The organism is Amycolatopsis sp. A133, assembly GCF_031082405.1.
GTDB lineage: Bacteria > Actinomycetota > Actinomycetes > Mycobacteriales > Pseudonocardiaceae > Amycolatopsis.
In genome coordinates this window covers 272,347-291,400 of the sequence record NZ_JAVHJU010000001.1, presented here as the reverse complement: position 1 = coordinate 291,400, position 19,054 = coordinate 272,347, and the positions used below count along the sequence as shown (strand labels likewise).

The following is a 19,054-nucleotide window of genomic DNA, read 5'->3' as shown; positions in this document are numbered from 1 at the left end:
CATGGTGGGGGCATGGAGCTCGAACTGCTGCCCCCGTCGGTTGACCACGCCGTGATCGCACGGGTCACGGCGCTGGTCAACCAGGTCTACGCCGAGTCCGAGAAGGGGCTCTGGCGGGAAAGCACCGACCGGACGTCCGCCGGGGAGGTCGCCGGGTTCGTGCGGGACGGGGAGGTCGCCGTCGCCCGCGTCGAGGGTGCGCTCGCCGGCGCGGTGCGGATCCAGCGGCTCGACGACCGCACCGGCGAGTTCGGCATGCTCGCCGCCGATCCGGCGTGCCGGGGCCTCGGCGTCGGGCGGGACCTCGTGCGGTTCGCCGAGGAGGCGAGCCGGGACGCGGGGTGCCGGGAGATGCAGCTCGAACTGCTGGTGCCGCGGGACTGGGTGCATCCGTCGAAGCAGTTCCTGGCCGGGTGGTACGAACGGCTCGGCTACCGCGTCACGCACCGCGCCGACTTCGCCGGGGATTACCCGCACCTCGCGCCGGCGCTGGCCACGCCGTGCGACTTCGTCGTCTACCGCAAGGACCTCGGGTGACGGTGCTCGCCGGAGCGCTGGTGTTCGACCCCGAGACCGGGGAGACCGCCCGCGCGGACGTCCGGCTGGACGGCGACCGGATCGCCGAGGTCGGGGCGGGGCTCGACGGCGAGCGCGTCGACTGTTCCGGGGGCCTGCTGATTCCCGGGCTCATCGACTGCCACGTGCACGTCGCCTTCCCGCGGCCCGAGCCGCTGCCGCGCAGTGCGCGGATCCTCGAAGCCGTGCCCGTGCTGCGCGGGCTGCTGGCGCGCGGGATCACCACCGTGCGCGACGCCTGGGGCGCCGACGCCGGCTTCCGGCACGCCCTGCGCGCCGGCTGGATCACCGGGCCCGACCTGCTGCTCAGCCTGCGTCAGCTGGGCCCGACCGGCGGGCTCGGCGACAGCTGGGAGCCACCCGCGGGCGCCGTTGACCACTACGGCGACCCGTCGCTGCCCGACCCGCTGTTCGACGGGCCGGACGCGGCGCGCGCGGCCGTCCGCCGGATGGTCCGCGCGGGCGCCGACTGGATCAAGGTCGGCGCGAGCGGGGCCATGCGGGCGGTGCGCTCGGGTGCCGACGTCCGGCCGACCGACGACGAGCTCGCCGCACTGGTCGACGAGGCCCGCCGCTGCGGCCGGGACGTCCTGGCCCACGCGCACACCTCCGCCGCGGTCGTCTCGGCGGCCCGCGCCGGAGCGCGCAGCATCGAGCACGGCACGTTCCTCGACGACTCGGCGGTCACCGCCATGGCCGACGCCTGGTACGTGCCGACGCTCTCGCCGATCAGCGACAGCGAGCACGCCGAGACGCACCGCCGCTCGCTGCGCCTCGCGGTGGAGGCGGGTGTCCGCATCGCTGCGGGCTCCGACCTCGCCCCGCGTCCCCATGTCGACTTGACGACCGAGCTGCGGCTGCTGGCCGCGGTGCTCGGCGAGGTGGCCGCCCTGAAGGCGGCCACCTCCGAAGCGGCTCGCCTGCTCCGCCTCGACGACGACCGCGGCCGCATCGAGCCGGGCCTGCGCGCCGATCTGGTGCTGCTGGACGGCGCGGAGCTCGACGTGACCGATCTGCCCGGGCGGATCCGGGCCGTCTGGCACGACGGGAACCGCGTTACCGATCCGGCCGGAAAATAGGCCGCTCCGCACCCGTTGCTACGAAGCCGCACGGCCGTGACTGTGGTCGGATCAGTATCGATCAGCTCAGCATCGCAGCGAACCGAGCAGGGCGTTCCACGCGGGGTGGGGGACGGTCAGCTGCCCGGCGGCGGGTGCCTTCGAGTCGCGGACCGCGGTGGTTCCGGTGTCGAGTGCCACTTCGACGCAGGTGCTGTGTTCGGTGTCGGCATCGCTGTGAGTGCTCTTGAACCACTTCTGCTCGCGGCCCGCCATCGGTCACTCCTTCATGCGCTCGAACTCATCCGCCAGCCGGATGAGCACCTCCCTCGATTGTCCCTCGGAAAGGGCCGCTTGTTCCAGCCTCGTGGCCAGGACGTAGAACGCCTCGACCGCGACCCGGTCGTCGATGAACAGGCCGGCCGCGTAGGTTTCCTCGTAGACGACCGGTGGGTGTTCGGGGAACTCCATGATGGTGAACCGGCTGCCCACGAGGTGGTAGGGCAGCGCGGACTCCGGCAAGATCCGGATGGAGCAGTGCGGCAGGTTGGTCGACAGCACCAGGTACTGCAGCTGTTCGTGCATCAGCGCCGGATCGCGGACGATGGTCCGGAGACTGCGTTCGTAGATGAAGTAGAGGCAGCGCGGCGGATTCCGCCGCTGCAGGAGCTGCTGCCGGTCGATCCGGGCCTGCACGAGGAGCTTGAGGCGGTCCGCGGTGTAGCGCCCGGTCAGTTCGTGCAATTCCTTGACGTAGTCCTCGGTCTGCAGCATGCCCGGGATGGCGGTCGGGCTGTGCGAGACGATGGTGTCGGCGAGGTTCTCCTGGACGATGAGCGATTTCATCGGGTCGACGAGCTTGTCGAAGTAGGGACGCACCCAGTAGAGGTCGCTGGGCGGCTTGGTCAGCTCGAGGAGCCGCGCGCGTTCGGCGGCCTTGGTGCCGCAGTGGGCGAGGTAGATCGCCGCGTCGATCGCCGAGATGCGGCGGCCGTTCTCCCAGGCCGACACCCTGGACGCCGACCAGTCCGCGCGGCGGGCCAGCTCGCGCAGGGTCAGCCGTTTCAGCTCGCGCTGGCCCTTCAGTTCGAAGGCCATTTCCCGCGTGCGCACCGTGCTTTTTTCGGTCATGCCACGGACGGTAGAGGGGACCTCCGACAAAACGGCGGGCGCCGCGCGCGGGATTCACCGCAAGGAGGTCGCTGTTCCGCCTGTGTGACAATGGAATCCGACCGCGAAGCGCTATGAAGCCGCTTCGCGCGGTGAAGGCGCTTCGCGCTTTCTTAAACGATATATGGTATCGCAGTTAATGGGTCGACTGGTCCGGGAAGAATGCGACGGGAAGCGAAATCCCAACCGGAACGGCTACCTGCATTGTGGGTGATCTCCGTTTCCAGGCGTGTCACCGTTTCGCCCACAGTCCTGCGTGGACGAGCACGGCGGTCAGCGACCCGAGCACCGGCAAAGCAGCCAACCCCCGTGCCCCGACACGGCCTCCGAGCGGCGGCGACGGGGATGGTGCCGCGCCCTGCCCGCACCGGCCGCATCCCGCGCTCGGCGGCGAGTGGGCGAAGTCCGCGTCCTGCGCCGGTAGGGTCCCCCACCTCACGGGACGGCTCAGCCGAGTGCGCGGCCGCCGTCCACCAGCAGGCGCTGGCCGGTGACGAAGCCCGCCTCCTCCGACGCGAAGAAGCTCACCGCCGCCGCCACGTCCTCCGGGGTGCCCAACCGGCCCGCCGGGACCGATGCCCGGTACTGCTCCCGCTCGGCCGCCGGGACCTCCGCGTGCCGTTCCACCGGGACGAACCCGGGGGCCACCGTGTTGACCGTGATGCCGTCCGGTGCCAGTTCGCGCGCCCACGCGCGGGCCAGGCCGATCTGTGCGCTCTTCGCCGTCGCGTACGCCGAGCGGCCGGGGGGCGGGCGGTCCGCGACCTCCGAATCCACGTGCACGATGCGGCCGTGACGGCGGGCGCGCATCCCCGGCAGCACCGCGTGCCCGAGCAGCACCGGCGACCGCACGAAGAAGTCCAGCTGGGCCAGGTGTTCCGGCCAGTCCACGGCCGACAGCGGTGCTTCCGGCTGCGGGCCGGTCGCGTTGAGCACCAGCACCCCGATCGGGCCCAGCAACGCCGTGACGGCGTCGACCAGCTCGCCGACCTGGCGCCGGTCGGTCACGTCCGCGGCGAACGCCGCCGCGCGGCCCCCTTCGGCGAGGATGCCCTCCGCGGCGGTCTTGAGGTCGGCGTCGTCGTGGACGCCGTTGACCGCGACGGCGAACCCGTCGCGGGCGAGCCTCCTGGCGATCACCCGCCCGAGGCCCCGTGAACTGCCGGTCACCAGTGCGACACCCATGCGCCCGACGCTAGGGGACGGCCCGGGACACGACAAGGCCCCCGGGACGTGTCCCGGGGGCCTCGAACGGGTGACTCAGGCCGACGCGGCCACGAGGTCGTCGGCCGCGGCGGGCGGGGCCGCCACGACCTTCTTGTTGCGCCGGTTGCGCCGCTCCAGGTACGTCGCCAGCGCCGTCAGCAGCAGGCACATCACGACGTAGATGCCGGTCGCCACGATCGTCGACGGCACGATCGGCCGCCCGAACGAGCCCTGCGAGCCGATGTAGCGCGCGTAGTACAGCAGTTCCTGGAACGTGATGATGAAGCCGAGCGCGGTGTCCTTCAGCAGCACGACCAGCTGGCTGATGATCGTCGGCAGCATCGCCCGGATCGCCTGCGGCAGCAGGACCAGGAACATCACCTGCGTCTTGCGCATGCCCAGCGCGTACGCGGCTTCGCTCTGCCCCTTCGGCAGCGACTGGATGCCCGCGCGGAAGACCTCCGCGAGCACCGAGCCGTTGTACAGCGTCAGGCCGAGGACCACGCCGAGGAACGGGGTCGTCGGCACGCCGGCCGTCGGCAGGCCGAAGTAGAACAGGAACATCAGGATCAGCGCGGGGATGGCGCGGAAGAACTCGACGACGAACCCGGCGATCCTGCGGATCCAGGCGTGGTCGGACAGCCGGCCCGCCGCGAAGATCGCGCCGAAGACCAAGGCCAGCACGGCGGCGGCGGCGAACGCCTGGAGGGTCTGCAGGACCGCGTTGGCGAGGTCCTGCTGGACCTGCGTGTACTGCAGCCACTCCCACTTGCGGGCGGTGAACTGGCCGCTGTCGTAGAACCGCCACCCGATGTAGCCGACGAACGCGAGGACCACGATCGTGCCGACCACGGCGTACGTGCGGTACCGCAGCCGGGCCTTCGGGCCCGGCACGTCGAACAGGACGTTGCTCATCGGGCCACGCTCCAGCGCTTCTCCAGGCTGCGTTGGGCGAACGACAGCACGGCGACCAGGATGATGAAGCCGAGCGCGACCCACAGCAGCCCGATCAGCTGGTTCTCCCCGCGTTCGGACAGGTACGAGCGGATCGCGCCGGCCTCCGCGACGGAGAAACCGGCGGCGATGGTGGTGTTCTTCAGCAGCGCGATCAGGGTGCTGATCAGCGGCGGCACGACCGAGCGCAGTGCCTGCGGCAGCACGACCTGGCCGAGGATCTGGGCGAAGGTCAGCCCCAGGGCCCGGCCCGCCTCGGCCTGGCCGACCGGCACGGTGTTGATGCCCGAGCGCACGACCTCGCAGATGAACGCCGAGGTGTACACGGTCAGCGCGGTCACGGCGGCCGGGAAGTAGTCGAGCTTGACGATGTCGAGCAGCGGGTACGCGAACACGAAGAACGCGAACACCAAGGTGAGGGGGGTGTTCCGGGCGATCGTCACGTACGCCGTGCCGACGGCGCGGAAGACGGGGACCGGGCTCACCCGCAGCATGGCCAGGATCGTGCCCCAGACCAGGCTGCCGACGGCCGAGAGCAGGAACAGTTCGATCGTGGTGAGGAAGAACGGACCGAACAGGTCCAGGTTGTTGAGCAGGACGTCCATGGAGCCTTCCCCGCGTCCGTGGTCAGGTGGTGGATGGAGAAGGCCGGTGGATCGGGAAGCCCGATCCACCGGCCGTCACGCGAACGTCAGTACTTCTCGAGGGTCGGCTTCTTGGCCGGCGAACCGGACTTGCCGAGCGTCGCGGCGTAGATCTTGTCCCAGGTGCCGTCGTCCAGCGCCTTCTGCAGGATCTCGTTGACCTTGTCGCGCAGGACCTTGTCGTCCTTGTTCAGGCCGATGCCGTACTTCTCCGTGGAGAACGTCTGGCCGATGACCTTCAGGTTGTCCGGGTCCTGGGACGCGAAGCCCTTGAGGATCGCGTCGTCGGTCGTGACCGCGTCGACGTCCTTCGACAGCAGCTTCTCGACGCACTGCGAGTACTTCTGGAACTCGACGATGTTGCCCGGTTCGGTCAGGTTCTCCTGGCGGACCTTCTGGATCGGGGTCGAGCCGGTGACCGAGCAGACCTTCTTGCCCTTGAGGGTGTCCTTGCCGGTGATCGAGCTGTCGTCCTTGCGCACGAGCAGGTCCTGGCCGGCCACGAAGTACGGGCCGGCGAAGGAGACGAGCCCCTTGCGCTTGTCGGTGATCGAGTACGTGCCGACGTAGTAGTTCACGTCGCCGTTCGCGATCGTCTGCTCGCGGGCGCCGGAGTCGACCGTGCGGAAGGTGATCTTCTCCGGGTCGAAGCCGAGGCCGGCCGAGACGAGCTTCGCGATCTCGATGTCGAAGCCGCCGAACTTGCCGGTCGTCGGGTCCTTCTGGCCCAGGCCGGGCTGGTCGTCCTTCGCGCCGACGGTCAGCGCGCCCGCCGACTTCATCTTCGCGAACACCGGCGAGCCGGCCAGGTCGACGCCTTGCGCGACCGGGTAGGTCGGCAGGGCCGCGGCGTTCGTGCCGCTCTGCTCACCCGAGCCCGGCGTGGTCGGGGTGCCTTCCTTGCCGCAGGCGGTCAGCGTGGTCAGCGCCAGCCCACCGGCGAGCAGTCCCACCGCGAGGGTGCGGATCCTCATGTGAATCTCTCCTGTGTGTCGTCACCCGGGACGCCAGCGGCGCCGCGGAACGTTTTCTCAGTGGGTAAGGATCTTGCCGAGGAAGTCCTTCGCGCGCTCGCTCTTCGGCGCGGTGAAGAACGCTTCCGGCGTCGTGTCCTCGACGATCTCGCCGTCGGCCATGAAGATCACCCGATCGGCTGCCCGCCGGGCGAAGCCCATCTCGTGGGTGACGACGACCATCGTCATGCCGTCCTTGGCCAGGCCCGTCATCACGTCGAGGACCTCCTGGACCATCTCCGGGTCCAGCGCCGAGGTCGGCTCGTCGAACAGCATGACCTTGGGTCGCATCGCCAGCGCCCGCGCGATGGCGACGCGCTGCTGCTGGCCGCCCGAGAGCTGCGCCGGGTACTTGTCGGCCTGGTTGGCGATGCCGACGCGCTCCAGCAGCTCCATCGCCGTCTTGCGGGCCTCGGCCTGGCCGACCTTGCGGACCTTCACCGGGGCGAGCATGACGTTTTCGACGATGGTCTTGTGCGCGAACAGGTTGAACGACTGGAACACCATGCCGACGTCGGCCCGCAGCGCGGCCAGGGCCTTGCCCTCGGCGGGCAGCGGGACGCCGTCGACGGCGATCTCGCCCGAGTTGATCGGCTCCAGCCGGTTGATCGCCCGGCACAGGGTCGACTTGCCCGACCCCGACGGGCCCAGCACCACGACGACCTGGCCGCGAGGCACCTCGAGCGTGATCTCCCTGAGCACGTGCAGGTCGCCGAAGTACTTGTTCACGGCGGACGCCTTGATCATCGGCGCCGCCACCTCCGCGGTCATCTGGCCTCCCGGGTCGTTCGTGCAAATCGGGCATGGGTCACCACGCGATGGCGAGAACCTACCGTTGCTGCACCGGCTGGCAAGGCCGCTTGAGCAATACTTAGGGTTTCAACTGAGTATCGATGTCCCTTTTGGGGGTGTCCACCCGCCGGTCACGGGGAGTGACCGTTCGGGTGGCCGGTGCGGGTCCGGCCCGGACGTCCTAGAGTTCGTCGCTACCGGCCGGTGAAGCAGGTCACCATGGGAGGCGGACGGGTGCGGGTGCTGCTGGTGGAGGACGACGACCGGGTCGCGGGTGCGCTCATCCCGGCGCTGACCCGCCGCGGCCTGGCGATCGCCCGGCTGGCCACCGGCGCCGGGGTGCTCGACCGGGTGCACGAGGTCGACGTCATCCTGCTCGACCTCGGCCTGCCGGACATCGACGGCGTGACGCTCTGTCGTCAGATCCGCGCGGTCAGCGATGTCGCGATCATCGTCGTTTCGGCGCGCGGCGAGGTCGACGACCGCATCCAGGGCCTGCGCGCGGGCGCCGACGACTACCTCGTCAAGCCCTACGACGTCGAGGAGCTGCTCGCCCGCGTCGAGGCCGTGCGCCGCCGCCGGGGGGAGCACCCGGCGAGCGAGCCGGTGGTGATCCGGGTGGGCGACGTCAGCGTCGACCTATCCCGGCACGAGGTGCTCGTCGGCGGGAAGGCGGTCGCCCTGTCCCGCAAGGAGTTCCAGGTGCTGGCGCTGGTCGCGGGGGCCCGCGGCGCGGTGTGCTCGCGCGAGCACGTGCTCACCGAGGTGTGGGGCCACCGGGGCCCGGCGGAGAGCCGTTCGCTGGACGTCCACGTCGCGACGCTGCGGACGAAGCTGGGCCGCCCGGCGCTGATCGAGACGGTCCGCGGGGTCGGCTACCGGCTCGGCGGCCAGGTCGCCCGGAGCTGAGGGGACGTGCGCGTCCGGCTGCAGGGCATCGTGCTGACGCTGGTCGCGTTGCTGGTGTTCGGCCTGGGCATCCCGCTGGCCAGGAGCATCGCCGCCGGCGCGCAGCAGGACCTGTTCCTCGACCGGCTGACCGACACCGCGCGGTTCGCGTCGCTGGCGCAGCGGCCGCTGCTGGACAACAAGCCGGGGCTGATCGACCCGGAACTGATGCGCTACAACGAGGTGTACGGCGTCCAGGTGGCGGTCGTCGACCAGGACGGCAGGCTGTTCGCCTCGTCGCTCGGGCCGTCCGCCGCGCGGATCCACCTCGAGGACGAGCGGATCAGCGAGCCGGTCCACGAGGCGCTCGCCGGTCGCCGGTCCCAGCCGGACGGCGTACTGATGCCGTGGGATTCGACGCCGCTGGTGCTCGCCGAACCGGTGCTCGCCGACGGCGAGGTGCACGGCGCGGTGCTCACGGTGTCCGATACCGGGTCCGAGCGGGCCGACGTGCTGTGGTGGTGGCTGCTGCTCGCCGCGGGCGGGATCCTCGCTTTCACGCTCGCGCTGGCCGTGGCGATCCCGGTGGTCCGGTGGATCCTGCGGCCGGTGCAGCGGCTCGACGACGCGACCGGCGCGCTGGTGGCGTCGGTGATCGGCGGCCGGGAGGCCGAGCCGGTGGGGGAGAGCGGCGGGCCGCCGGAGCTGCGTCAGCTCGGCCGTTCTTTCGACCGGATGGCCGAGAGCGTGTCCGGCGCGCTGGCCGCGCAGCGCGCGTTTGTCGCCGACGCGTCCCACCAGCTGCGCAACCCGCTGACCGCGCTGAAGATCCGCCTCGGCAACCTCGAAGGCCACGTCGACGACGAGCCGGCCGCCGCCGACCTCGAGGCCGCCCGCGTCGACGCGGGGCGGCTGCACCAGATCCTGGACGGGCTGCTGTCGATGGCCCGCGCCGAGGCCTCCGGCGGCGAGCTGGACCCGGTGGTGCTGGACGAGGTCGTGGCGGACCGGGTCGCGGACTGGTCGGTGGTCGGCGAGGCGCGGGACGTGCGCCTGGTCGTGGACGCTTCCGGGGATGGCGCGCGCGTGTGCATGCCACCGCGGGGCGCGGAGACGATCTTGGATGCCCTCCTGGACAACGCGCTGAAGTTCACCGCGGCGGGGACGGAAATCCGGATCGCGGTGGTACGGGAGGGCGACCGGGTGCGGTTGTCGGTGCGTGACCACGGGCCGGGCTTGCAGCCGGATGAGCTCGACCGCGCGCTGGACCGGTTCTGGCGCAGCCCGGCGCATCAGAACGTGCCCGGTTCGGGTCTGGGGCTGGCGATCGTCAGCGAGCTCGTCGCCCACTCCGACGGGGAGCTGGAGCTGGAGCTGCCCGAGGACGGCGGGCTGCGGATCGCGATGGTGTTCCCGGTCGTTTAGGTCTTCTGCGCCCGGTAGTACCGCAGCGCGCCGGGGTGGAGCGGGACCGGCTGGGTCTCGATGCCCGGGTGGACGTCGATGGACAGGGCCGCCGGATTGGCGAGCGCGAGCCGGGGGCGGGCGTCGAACAGGCCGCGGACCAGGGCTTCCGCCACGTCGTCGGGCATGGACTTCGGGACCACCAGGAAGTTCGGGACCACCAGCGTCGTCACCGGGAGGAGCTGGTCGTACGTGCTCGCCGGGATCGTCGCGGTGCTGTAGACCGGGCTGAGCGCCTGCACCTTCGGCAGCACATCGGCGAGGTCGAGCAGGCGCAGCCGGCCTCGATTCTCCGGTTCCAGCAGCTTCGGCGTGGGCAGCCCGCCGGACCAGAAGAACGCGTCGACCTCGTGGTTCCGCAGCGCGACGACGGAATCGTCGAGGCCGCGGGTGGTCGTGCCGACCGAGTCGCGCAGCCCGAGCGCCAGGAGCAGCCACTCGGCGATGTACTCGACGCCGGACTGCGGTGAGCCGATCGCGATCCGGTGGCCGCTCAGCTGGGACACCGACCGGATGTCGGAGTCGGCCCGGACGACGATGTGCAGGTAGTCGTCGTGGATCCGGGCGAGCGCGGCGAAATCGCGACGGGCCTGGTAGCGGTCCGCGGCGACGTCGGCGGCGACGAAGGCGACGTCGGCCTGGCGGGTGAGCACCTTGTCGACGTTGTCGGGCGAGCCCTGGGTCTGCAGCACCTGCGGCCGGTCGATGTCCAGGCCGGTCTGCCAGGCGCCGGCGAGGGTCTGGGCGAGCTTGTAGTAGACGCCACCGGAGTTGCCCGCGGCGATCCGCAGTTTGAGCTCGCCGAAGCCGGCGGTGCAGGCGGTCAGCACCAGCAGGAGGACGGCCGCCATCGCGAGTCCGCACGTGCGCCTGCTGCCGGTCACGGCCTGATCGTGCCAGACTTCGCGCCCGGCAGGCAGCCTCACCGGTTTTCGCGCAGCCGCAGCACCGCGTGGAGGACGTCGTTGACGGGCGTCGGGACGCCGGTCTCCCGGCCGAGCCGCACCACGGAACCGGTCCAAGCGTCCAATTCGGACGGACGACCGGCCGCGATGTCGCGCTGCAGTGACGTCGTGCCCTCGGCGGGCTGCCGGTCGACGAACGCCAGCGTGGCGGCGACGACGTCGGCGGGCAGTGCGACGCCGGACGCGTGGGCCAGGCGTTCGATCTCCGCCATGGCCGCCTGCAGCGTCCGCCGCGTTTCGGGGTGCCCGCGCAGCTCGCCGAACGGGGCGCCGGTGACCGCGCCCAGCCCGCCGGCCGGCGCGATGAAGAGGAACTTCGCCCACAGGTCGGCCCAGATGTCCGCCGGGGGTGTGGTGGCGATCCCGGCGGTGCCGAACGCGGCGCGGATCCGCTCGACCCGCTCGCTCGGCCGGTTGTCCCACTCCGCGACGTCGAGCGAGCCGGGGCCGCCGACGTGCCGGATCGTGCCCGGCCCGGCGAGCGCGGCGATCACCTTCGCCACGCCGGGGAGGACCGCGTCCTCGCCCAGCACCCGGGCGACCTGCGCGGGGGCGTCGACCCCGTTCTGCAGCGTGATCACCGCGTCCGTCCCGGCCGGGAGCGCGGCCACGGCGGCGTCGAGCTGCCAGGTCTTCACCGCCAGCAGGACGGCGTCGGCGGTACCGAGCTCCGCCGGGTCGCCGCTGGCGTGGACGGGCCGGGTGGTGGCCGTCCCGTCCGGGCCGAGCACGGTGAGGCCGCGCTCGCGCAACGCCGTGAGGTGCTCGCCGCGGGCCAGGAAGGAGACGTCGTGTCCGGCGGCGGCGAGCCGGGCCCCGAAGAACCCGCCGAGGCCGCCCGCGCCGATGATCGCGAATTTCACTCCGCGCACGTTACCGGTTCAACCGGTAACACGGTAGCGTTCCCGGCGTGGGAGACAAGCAGGGGTTCCGCTTCCACGGCGGGCGGCCGTCGGTGAACTTCACGGCCACGGTCGGCATGCGGTGGCGCGACGGCGGGTTCGAGCGCCTGACCGACCCCGCGGCACTGGGCCGCTGGTGCACCGAAGCCGGGCTGACCCCGGCCGATCCGGCCTGCTCGGCGGCCGACCTGGCCGCGGCCCGCGAACTCCGCGAGGCCGTCTACCGCCTGCTGCGCACCCAGCTCGGCGACGACCCGGCGCAGGCGGAGGACATCGCCACCGTGAACCGGTGGGCGGCGCACCCGCCGCCGGTCAGCGCCCTGCACCTCACCCCGGCCGGGCTGCGGGCGCGGCCGGTCCCGGCGACCGTGCCGTCGCTGCTGGGCCTGATCGCCGCGGACGCGGTCGCGGTGCTCGGCGGCGACGAGGCCGCCCGCCTGCGCGAGTGCGCCAACCCCGAGTGCTCGCTGCTGTTCCTGGACACGTCCCGGGCGGGCGCGCGCCGCTGGTGCTCGATGAGTGCGTGCGGGAGCCGGGAGAAGATGCAGCGCTACCGGTCCGCCGTCCGGTAGCTCACGGGTTTTCCAGCCACCGCACCGTGTGGGCGAGCAGCTCCTCGTCGCCCGCCTCGCGGAAGAGCCTCGCGGCCGTCTCCCACGCCGACTTCGCCTCTTCCACCGAGCGCGCGGGCCCCAGCGCGAAGGCCAGGTTGAACCAGGCCAGGCCTTCCTCGCGGCAGGCACCGGTGTGCCGGAAGTACCGGATGGCCCGCCCGTGCGCCTCGATCGCCTTCTCGAACTCGAACCCCTGGCGCAGCGCAGTTCCCAGGTGATCCCACGCCACGGCTTCGCGGCGCTGGTCACCGACGTCGTGGTGGAGGGCCACGGCCAGGGAGTACGCGTCGATCGCCTCGCCGAAGCGCTGCAGCTCGTTGCACAGGTTCCCCAGGTTGTCCCACGCCCGGGCCTCGAGGTGCCGGTCACCGATCTCCCGGAACAGGCGCAACGACCGACGGCAGGCGTTGATCGCGACGTCGTACCGCCGAGCGCTGGAAAACGTGTGCGCGAGATTGGCCCAGGCGCGGCCTTGCCCAGGGCGATCGCCGAGGGCCCGGTACAGGCGCAGGGCGTGGCGGTGGGCGTCGATCGCCTCGTCGATCCGGAGCTCGCCCAGCAGGGCGATGCCGAGGTTGCTCCAGCTCGAGGCTTCCCCCCGGCGGTCGCCCAGCTCGCGGAAGAGCGCCAGGGCCCGCTGATCGGCGTCGATCGCTTCGTCGTACCGGCGCGCCTGCTCCAGGGCGTTGCCGAAGTTGTTCCAGGCCGTGGCCGAAGCATCCGGGTCGTCGAGGAGCGCCGCCGCTCGCGTGGCGTAGTCGGTGACCAGGAGCCAATCGGTCAGGTGGTGCCGCCACTCGAGGTACTCGGTCAGGTAGGTACCGATGTGGAACGCGAATCGATGGGCCCCGATCCCGTGCGCGCGGACGACGGCGGCGGTCAGCGTGGTGCGTTCGGCGTCGAGCCACGCCAGGGCGTCTTGCGTACTGGGGAACCGCTCGTCCACCGGCTCGCCCGAAAAGGCCCGGAACCGGCTGTCGGCCGCCGTCACCAGCTCGGCGTAGTGGGTGAGGAGCCTCTCCGCGGCGGGGCCGGCGGTCTCGGGCGTGAGGTGCTGGTAGGCGCAGAGCCGGATCAGGTCGTGCAGCTGCCACCGGCCCGTCGCCGTCTGCTGCAGCAGGGACGCGGCGCGCAGGGTGCGCAGCCGGGCCGCGGCGACGGCGGACGTGGTGCCCGCGAGCGCCGCGGCCGCGTCCGTGGCGAAGTCGGGTCCGGGATCGATCGTCAGCAGGGGCAGCAGGGCGGCGGCGTCGGCGGCGCGCGTCCGGAGCCGGTGCCAGGACTGGTCGAAGACGGCCCCGACGGTCTCTTCGCCGTGCTCGGTCCGGTGGACGCCGGGACCGCCGGCTGCGGTCAGCTCGCCGACCAGGCCGTCGACGGGCAGGCTCGGCTCGTCGGCGAGGATCGACGCGGTGAGCCGGATCGCCAGCGGCAGCGCGCCGCAGATCCGCACCAGCCGCAACGCCGCGGCGGGCGCTTCGGACACCCGCGGATCCTCGGGGTTCCGCTGCGCGAGAACCCGCGTCAGCAGCTGCACGGCGTCGGCATCGGCCAGGACGTCCAGGTCGAAGCGGTGTGCGCCCGGGAGGCCGAGGGTGTCGCGGGTCGTGACGAGCGCCCGGTGCGAGCGGTGCCGCGGCAGCAGGTCGCGCACCTGATCGGCGGCGGAGACGTTGTCGAGCACCAGCAGCACCCGGCGCCCGGCCCGGGCGAGCTGGTCGAGGACCTGGTGGTAGACGGCGGCCCGCTCGCCGGCGTCCGGCGGGATCCCGTCGGCGGGGACGTCGAGGACGCGCAGCAGGGACCCGAACACCTGCCGCGGCCGGATCGGTGCGGAGTCGTAGCCGTGCAGGTCCACGAAGAAGACACCGCCGCCGAACCGGCCGTGTGCCGCCACGCCGACGTGCCGCGCCAGCGCGGTCTTCCCGATCCCGCCCATCCCGGCGACGGCGGTCACCACCACGGCGCCGGGCTCCAGCAAAGCGAGGAGCCGCCGCGTCTGTTCTTCGCGGCCGACGAAGAGCTCGGCCGGGTCACCGGTTTCACGGGTCAGCCTGGTCACGACGGCGGCCGGCCCGGGCACGGCGGCCTGGTGGACGATCAGATCCCCCAGAACGACCCCGGCGGAGACGGTGCCGCTGTGGGCGTGCGCGGTGCCGGGAGCCGAGGCGGCCGGGCCGATGTGCACGTCCCGCCCGACGGCGCCGACCGCGATGCTGCCGGCGCCCGAGGCGTTCGCGGTTCCGGAAACCGTGGTTTCCTCGTCGTCCCCCACCGAGCGCTCCTTTCCCGGAACACAGGCTAACCCAGCGGGATGGCCTCTTGCATCCGGGAAATCAGCGACGTCAGCGCAGGCGGTTTTCTGTGATAGCCCCTCCCGGAGCGGCGTTGATGTACGGATCGCGCTTGATCCAGTTCTTCCCTTCCGCGGCAATGCCTTCCAGAATGTGCAGTGTATTGGTGAAACCGGCTGCTTCGAGAGACATTTTCGCCAGTGCGAGCGGGCTCTCGTCCGATGCGGCTTCGCTGGATTCGTGGTCGGTGATGTCGATGTTCTGCGGCTCACCGTTCATGAGCACCAGTTCCATGCTGTAGCTCAGTTCCGAGCTGGTGGCCACGTGGACCGACGAGACAGCGTCGAAGCGGAAGTTGTTGCGCTCTTCACCGTTGAGGCAGGCGTTCTCGAAGTCGATCTCCGTGCTGAGTTCCCGCACGCCGTCGTGCGTGATCAAGAAAAGCCGGATGTCGTACTTGGAGTAGCGCCACGGCGCGCCGTTGACCCGTGCTCGTTTGCAGGACTTGGCGGGAGTCTGCAGGAACGCATGGGTGAGGATGTCGCGCCAGGCGAGCCGGTAGTGTTTCAACGCTTTGTCCAGCAACTTGATCTTGTCGGCGTTGAGCCACTGCTCCATCTCGGCTTCGGAGGGCCGGGTCGAATCGAGCTTGTGTTTCCAGCGAGCGTAGGCGGCTTCGCGAGATGCGAGCACTTCGTCGCAGTCGAGCTGGTCTTCCGCGATCCGGCGGCGTTCGCTGACGATTCGCGACCACCCTGCACCCGCTGTTGTCGTGGCCGCAATTGCGATGACGGCTGCGGCTACATGGGGAACCAGGCTGGTCGCGACGGCCGAAGCGATCGTGTAGCCGGCTGCCGCGACGAGCACGACGGTCATGCCGACGCAGCGAAGTTTGATCGACGGCTCGACCCGGTATTGCGTGCGGTACCGGAACAGCTCGCCGGCCTTCCACTGGCGGACAACGCTGCCGGCTTCGTGACGGATCAGCCATCTCACGCGCCCGATCGGGATACGGCTTTCGCGATAGATCTCGGCGATCTCGTTCCGCAGTACAGCCTGGAACCCCGCCGTCGCGGCAAGGCACTCCTGCCGGGTGTCGTCGCGAGGTGCGTAGCGGGCGAAGTAGTGGGTGAACGCATGATCCACCCGGCGGCTGAAGCCCTCCTCGACGGCACTTCCGCGACCGGGCCGGGAACGGTAAAGGCGGTCCTTGGCCGCGATCCGAGCAGATCGGTAGCGCCACTCATGGCCGTTGCGGACGGCCAAGACGGCAGCGGCCGCGGCGGAGAGGTAGGCGACGATCGGCAGAACCTGCGCATTGAGAAAGATCGTCCGCCCCAGGTAGAGGACGGCGAGGGTGCTCACGAGTGTTCCGATCGTGGCTCGCGCACGATCTCGTGAGGTGGTTTCGGAGGGTGCAGGTTGGCGGACTCGAGGCCGGACCGGTCGAGGGTGGAAATAGGCCCAGACGCGATCCGTCCGGCCGTTGCCCAGCTGCGTCGCTTCGGCGTTGCGACGGGTTTCGGCCCAGAAGCTGTCGCGGAGCCCGCCGGTGAGGACGAGGTCGAGATGGCGCTGGATCTGCTCGCGTTGCGGCCGATCGAGTTCCGTGAGCGCCCTGATCGCCGGTTGCGGGTTGCTGTGGGGCGTGGCGAGATAGCCCAGCAGTTCGCACAGGGCGTCGAGCGCACGGGCCCACGCATCGTCGGGGAGCGCCGCGCAAATCGCGGGCAGACCCGCCAGCTGGTGCCGTTCGTCGGACGTGAGATCACGATAGGACCGTTTGGAGAGCATCGCGAGCACCCAATGGAACTGGACGTTCCCATCGGTGAGACCGTGCCCGCGGGCTTCTTCGATGAGTTCGCGGGCCCGGCTGGGGATCCCGTCTTCCAGGTAACGGAGCCCGACGGCGTACTTCTCGGCTGGTGAGGCTCCGGGAAGTACTTGGTAGACGGTCGAATCGTGGACCTCTGTCGCCACGATGCCGACATGTGCTCCCTTTCCGACCGTGGCGTGGGTCGTCGGGTGCGGGCTGGTCATGAGATGCCTTTGGCCGCGGTGATCAGTGCAGTGATCTTGGCTGCCAAACCGGTGAGGTCGGCAATCAGGCCGCCGAGTCGTTTGAGCGCGAGCACGAAGGTCTTCCTGCTTTCCGGCGTCGCCGACTCGAGAGCGCCGTCGGCGATGTCGAGTTCGGTCCGGGCAGCGTCGTAGGTGTCGTTGTCGAGCCGGCCGCGGTGGCGTTCACGGGCGAGGTCGTTGCGGAGTGAAGCCAGTTCGGCGGCGAAGTCCGGGGTGCTCATCGCGGACGGGCCGGTGTTCTGCCAGACCGTGCTGCCCGTGACGTTGACAGCCTGGATCCCGACCTGTCCGTGGGAGGTGGAGTAAACGGTGCCGTGGCCGGGGGTGGTGTCGTCGTTCATGGCGGCCTGCTTTCGTTCGCGGACGAGTTCGGTGGCGAGGTGGACGGCGAAGGCGGCCGCGTTGGCCGCGGCCTTCGGTTGCCAGCTGCGGTCGGCGGCGGTGGTTTTGGAGCCATCCGCTTTGTCGCTGATACCGCGGACGACGGCGACGGGCGAACCGCTGAGGTGACCTGCCTGGGCCACGCCGGCCGCTTCCATTTCGATGGCCAGGGCGTCGTTGTAGTGCTGACGGATCCAACGCGCCTCGGCCGAGATCCGGGAGTTCTGGACGACTTCGCCGGCCGCGATGACACCGAAGTGCACTGCGGTTTCCGGTGGAAGACCGTGGGCCCAACTGCCGGCGCGAGCGACGTGCTGGGCGATCTGACTGACTTCGTGGTCGGTTTCCCACACCCGGGGGCGGGCTTTGAGGCCGTCGTCCTCGCTGGTGCCGCCGTGGTAGGCGTAGACGTGGGTGGCGACGACGACATCGCCGAGCGGAGTGTCCCAAAGTGCGCCGGCGACACCGACGAACATGATCGCCGCGGGCGAGAACTCTTGGACCGCGCGTTCGGAGAGAACGGCGGCCGACTGCGAGCCTTTGCCGGCGAGGGCGAGCGCGACGCGGCACGAACTGCCGGGGATCGTGCCGATCTCGAACCGCGTACCCCGGTCGTGCCGGTGCGTCGTGATGCCGGTCAGCCGCTGGTGCACGGCCTTGTACTCCTCGTTGAACGCGGTGAGCATCACTACCAGGTCATCGGTCATCCTCGCGCCTCCGCTGTCATCGGGGTGGGGCGTACCAGGGGTGGGAACAGCGCTGTCCGGGTTCCGGACGTGAACAGGCGAGCCGGGCGGCCTCGGCCGGCCCGGCGTTCGGCGCCCATCGGGACGATGAAGCCGTCGACCGCCTGAACCTTGCGGTAGAAGTTCCGGGGGTCGAGTTCGACGCCCCAGACCGCCTCGTAGACCTTCTGCAGGTCGTTGATCGTGAAGTGGCGAGCGCAGAACGCAGTGGCGAGGGCGGTGTGTTCGAGTTTGGCCCGAGCCCGTTCCAGGCCGTCGTTAAGTATCTGTTCGTGGTCGAAGGCCAGCCGGGCACGGTGGGTCAAGATGTCGGAGACCGGTGTCCAAGCGGCATGGGCAGCATCGGTGCCGGCCAGAGGTTCCGGGAGCCCGGGCGCGATCGCGAGGTAAGCCACGGAGACGACCCGTCCCCTCGGGTCGCGATCAGGTGTGCCGTAGGCGCCGAGTTGTTCCAGGTGCAATCGAGTGGCGTCGAGGTTGGCTTCTTCGTGCAGTTCCCGGTGCGCGGCCGTGATGATGTCCTCGGAGCCGGTGGCGAGGAAGCCACCCGGCAGCGCCAGCGCGCCGCGGAACGGGTCGATACCCCGTTCAACGAGGAGCACGTGCAGCACTGATTCGCGCAGGGTGAAGATCACCAGATCGACGGCGAGCAGAACGGGTGGGGGAGTCCAACGACCATCGGGCATGGTGTCGACTCTAATTACTGTCACATAGACAGTAAAGGTGAATCTGAGATTGTCGAAGATGACGGAGGGTTAACGAGCTGCGGCGTACGGGTGACGGAGCGATCGTCAGTCCAGGGACGACGGTTGACAGCCGGACGTCAGGGACGCGCCGTCAAGCGGAGGAGCGGTCCCCGTTCGCGCCACCCACGGGATTTCGCCTGACAGCGCTGGACGCGCACGTTCGACCTCGTCATCCTCATCGCCGGGCAGGGACTGGCGGGACGCCGGTTTCCCGCGCGGCGTGCAGGAGGCCGCGCCCCGATCCGGCCCGGCGGGCGCCTCCACCGGGAGCGCCCGGCCGCCCCGGGCTCGGTGATCGCCCCTCGGACGCGATCACCCGGCGGCTGTACGAATCGACCGGCTTTCCGGCCACGGCGTTCGTTGCGCTGCACGGCGGAGTGCGGTCGGCCTGGCGGACCGACCTCCTTGAAGAACGGGCGAGCCGATCGAAGCCGACGGCGGACGCGCGCGTCCGGCTGCGGGCCGCGGGCTTTGCGCCCCTGCGGCTGGAACCCGCCACCTGCGCGGGATCCCGCCGGGAGATCTTTCCCGTCACGGAACCCGTACCGAGGAGGTCGTG

The 19,054-nt window shown here is 70.7% G+C and carries 18 protein-coding genes; 5 read left to right on the top strand and 13 right to left on the bottom strand.

The window, feature by feature from the left end:
• Nucleotides 1-12: 12 nt before the first annotated feature.
• Both Q5425_RS01420 and Q5425_RS01415 read left to right on the top strand, forming a co-directional pair.
• A complete protein-coding gene (locus Q5425_RS01420) occupies nucleotides 13-537 on the top strand; it encodes a GNAT family N-acetyltransferase (RefSeq protein WP_308670189.1) in 525 nt (174 codons plus the stop codon).
• Nucleotides 534-1,655 (top strand): amidohydrolase family protein, encoded by a 1,122-nt coding sequence (locus tag Q5425_RS01415; protein WP_308670188.1) that lies wholly within the window; start codon nucleotides 534-536, stop codon nucleotides 1,653-1,655. The genes Q5425_RS01420 and Q5425_RS01415 overlap by 4 nt, the downstream gene beginning before the upstream one ends.
• 66 nt (nucleotides 1,656-1,721) lie before the next feature.
• On the opposite strand, the gene Q5425_RS01410 is transcribed toward Q5425_RS01415, so the two are convergent.
• From Q5425_RS01410 to Q5425_RS01380, 7 genes are all read right to left on the bottom strand, one after another.
• Nucleotides 1,722-1,910: a DUF397 domain-containing protein gene (locus tag Q5425_RS01410; RefSeq protein WP_308670187.1), complete on the bottom strand. Its 189-nt coding sequence runs from the start codon at nucleotides 1,908-1,910 to the stop codon at nucleotides 1,722-1,724.
• 3 nt (nucleotides 1,911-1,913) lie between these two features.
• The gene (locus tag Q5425_RS01405) at nucleotides 1,914-2,765 is read right to left on the bottom strand and encodes a helix-turn-helix transcriptional regulator (RefSeq protein WP_308670186.1); all 852 of its coding nucleotides are present in this window, start codon (nucleotides 2,763-2,765) and stop codon (nucleotides 1,914-1,916) included.
• 486 nt (nucleotides 2,766-3,251) lie between these two features.
• Nucleotides 3,252-3,989 (bottom strand): SDR family oxidoreductase, encoded by a 738-nt coding sequence (locus tag Q5425_RS01400; RefSeq protein WP_308670185.1) that lies wholly within the window; start codon nucleotides 3,987-3,989, stop codon nucleotides 3,252-3,254.
• Nucleotides 3,990-4,064: 75 nt separating this feature from the next.
• Nucleotides 4,065-4,925, bottom strand: a complete 861-nt coding sequence (locus Q5425_RS01395) for an amino acid ABC transporter permease (protein ID WP_308670184.1) — start codon at nucleotides 4,923-4,925, stop codon at nucleotides 4,065-4,067.
• On the bottom strand, nucleotides 4,922-5,569 hold the full coding sequence (locus Q5425_RS01390) for an amino acid ABC transporter permease (protein WP_308670183.1): 648 nt from the start codon (nucleotides 5,567-5,569) through the stop codon (nucleotides 4,922-4,924). Before Q5425_RS01390 ends, Q5425_RS01395 begins: the two co-directional genes overlap by 4 nt.
• Before the next feature lie 86 nt (nucleotides 5,570-5,655).
• On the bottom strand, nucleotides 5,656-6,582 hold the full coding sequence (locus tag Q5425_RS01385; RefSeq protein ID WP_308670182.1) for a glutamate ABC transporter substrate-binding protein: 927 nt from the start codon (nucleotides 6,580-6,582) through the stop codon (nucleotides 5,656-5,658).
• Between the two features lie 57 nt (nucleotides 6,583-6,639).
• Nucleotides 6,640-7,368: an amino acid ABC transporter ATP-binding protein gene (locus Q5425_RS01380; protein WP_308670288.1), complete on the bottom strand. Its 729-nt coding sequence runs from the start codon at nucleotides 7,366-7,368 to the stop codon at nucleotides 6,640-6,642.
• 279 nt (nucleotides 7,369-7,647) lie between these two features.
• On the opposite strand from Q5425_RS01380, the gene Q5425_RS01375 reads away from it, so the two are divergent.
• Together Q5425_RS01375 and Q5425_RS01370 are read left to right on the top strand one after the other, a co-directional pair.
• A complete protein-coding gene (locus tag Q5425_RS01375; RefSeq protein ID WP_308670287.1) occupies nucleotides 7,648-8,322 on the top strand; it encodes a response regulator transcription factor in 675 nt (224 codons plus the stop codon).
• Between the two features lie 6 nt (nucleotides 8,323-8,328).
• Nucleotides 8,329-9,726, top strand: a complete 1,398-nt coding sequence (locus tag Q5425_RS01370) for a HAMP domain-containing sensor histidine kinase (protein ID WP_308670181.1) — start codon at nucleotides 8,329-8,331, stop codon at nucleotides 9,724-9,726.
• Here the strand turns inward: Q5425_RS01370 and Q5425_RS01365 are convergent.
• Both Q5425_RS01365 and Q5425_RS01360 read right to left on the bottom strand, forming a co-directional pair.
• Nucleotides 9,723-10,649, bottom strand: a complete 927-nt coding sequence (locus Q5425_RS01365) for a TAXI family TRAP transporter solute-binding subunit (RefSeq protein ID WP_308670180.1) — start codon at nucleotides 10,647-10,649, stop codon at nucleotides 9,723-9,725. The genes Q5425_RS01370 and Q5425_RS01365 overlap by 4 nt on opposite strands.
• 38 nt (nucleotides 10,650-10,687) lie before the next feature.
• The gene (locus Q5425_RS01360; RefSeq protein ID WP_308670179.1) at nucleotides 10,688-11,593 is read right to left on the bottom strand and encodes a 2-dehydropantoate 2-reductase; all 906 of its coding nucleotides are present in this window, start codon (nucleotides 11,591-11,593) and stop codon (nucleotides 10,688-10,690) included.
• Nucleotides 11,594-11,640: 47 nt separating this feature from the next.
• Between Q5425_RS01360 and Q5425_RS01355 the strand changes: the two genes are divergently transcribed.
• A complete protein-coding gene (locus Q5425_RS01355; RefSeq protein ID WP_308670178.1) occupies nucleotides 11,641-12,204 on the top strand; it encodes an ABATE domain-containing protein in 564 nt (187 codons plus the stop codon).
• Nucleotide 12,205: 1 nt separating this feature from the next.
• On the opposite strand, the gene Q5425_RS01350 is transcribed toward Q5425_RS01355, so the two are convergent.
• From Q5425_RS01350 to Q5425_RS01335, 4 genes are all read right to left on the bottom strand, one after another.
• Complete coding sequence (locus Q5425_RS01350) at nucleotides 12,206-14,521, bottom strand: tetratricopeptide repeat protein (RefSeq protein ID WP_308670177.1); 2,316 nt, start codon at nucleotides 14,519-14,521, stop codon at nucleotides 12,206-12,208.
• 70 nt (nucleotides 14,522-14,591) lie between these two features.
• Entirely contained in the window at nucleotides 14,592-16,580 is a 1,989-nt protein-coding gene (locus Q5425_RS01345) for a hypothetical protein (RefSeq protein ID WP_308670176.1), read from the bottom strand.
• The gene (locus Q5425_RS01340; RefSeq protein ID WP_308670175.1) at nucleotides 16,577-17,710 is read right to left on the bottom strand and encodes a 5'-methylthioadenosine/S-adenosylhomocysteine nucleosidase; all 1,134 of its coding nucleotides are present in this window, start codon (nucleotides 17,708-17,710) and stop codon (nucleotides 16,577-16,579) included. The genes Q5425_RS01345 and Q5425_RS01340 overlap by 4 nt, the downstream gene beginning before the upstream one ends.
• Nucleotides 17,707-18,435, bottom strand: a complete 729-nt coding sequence (locus Q5425_RS01335; protein WP_308670174.1) for an NUDIX domain-containing protein — start codon at nucleotides 18,433-18,435, stop codon at nucleotides 17,707-17,709. The genes Q5425_RS01340 and Q5425_RS01335 overlap by 4 nt, the downstream gene beginning before the upstream one ends.
• Nucleotides 18,436-19,054 lie beyond the last annotated feature (619 nt).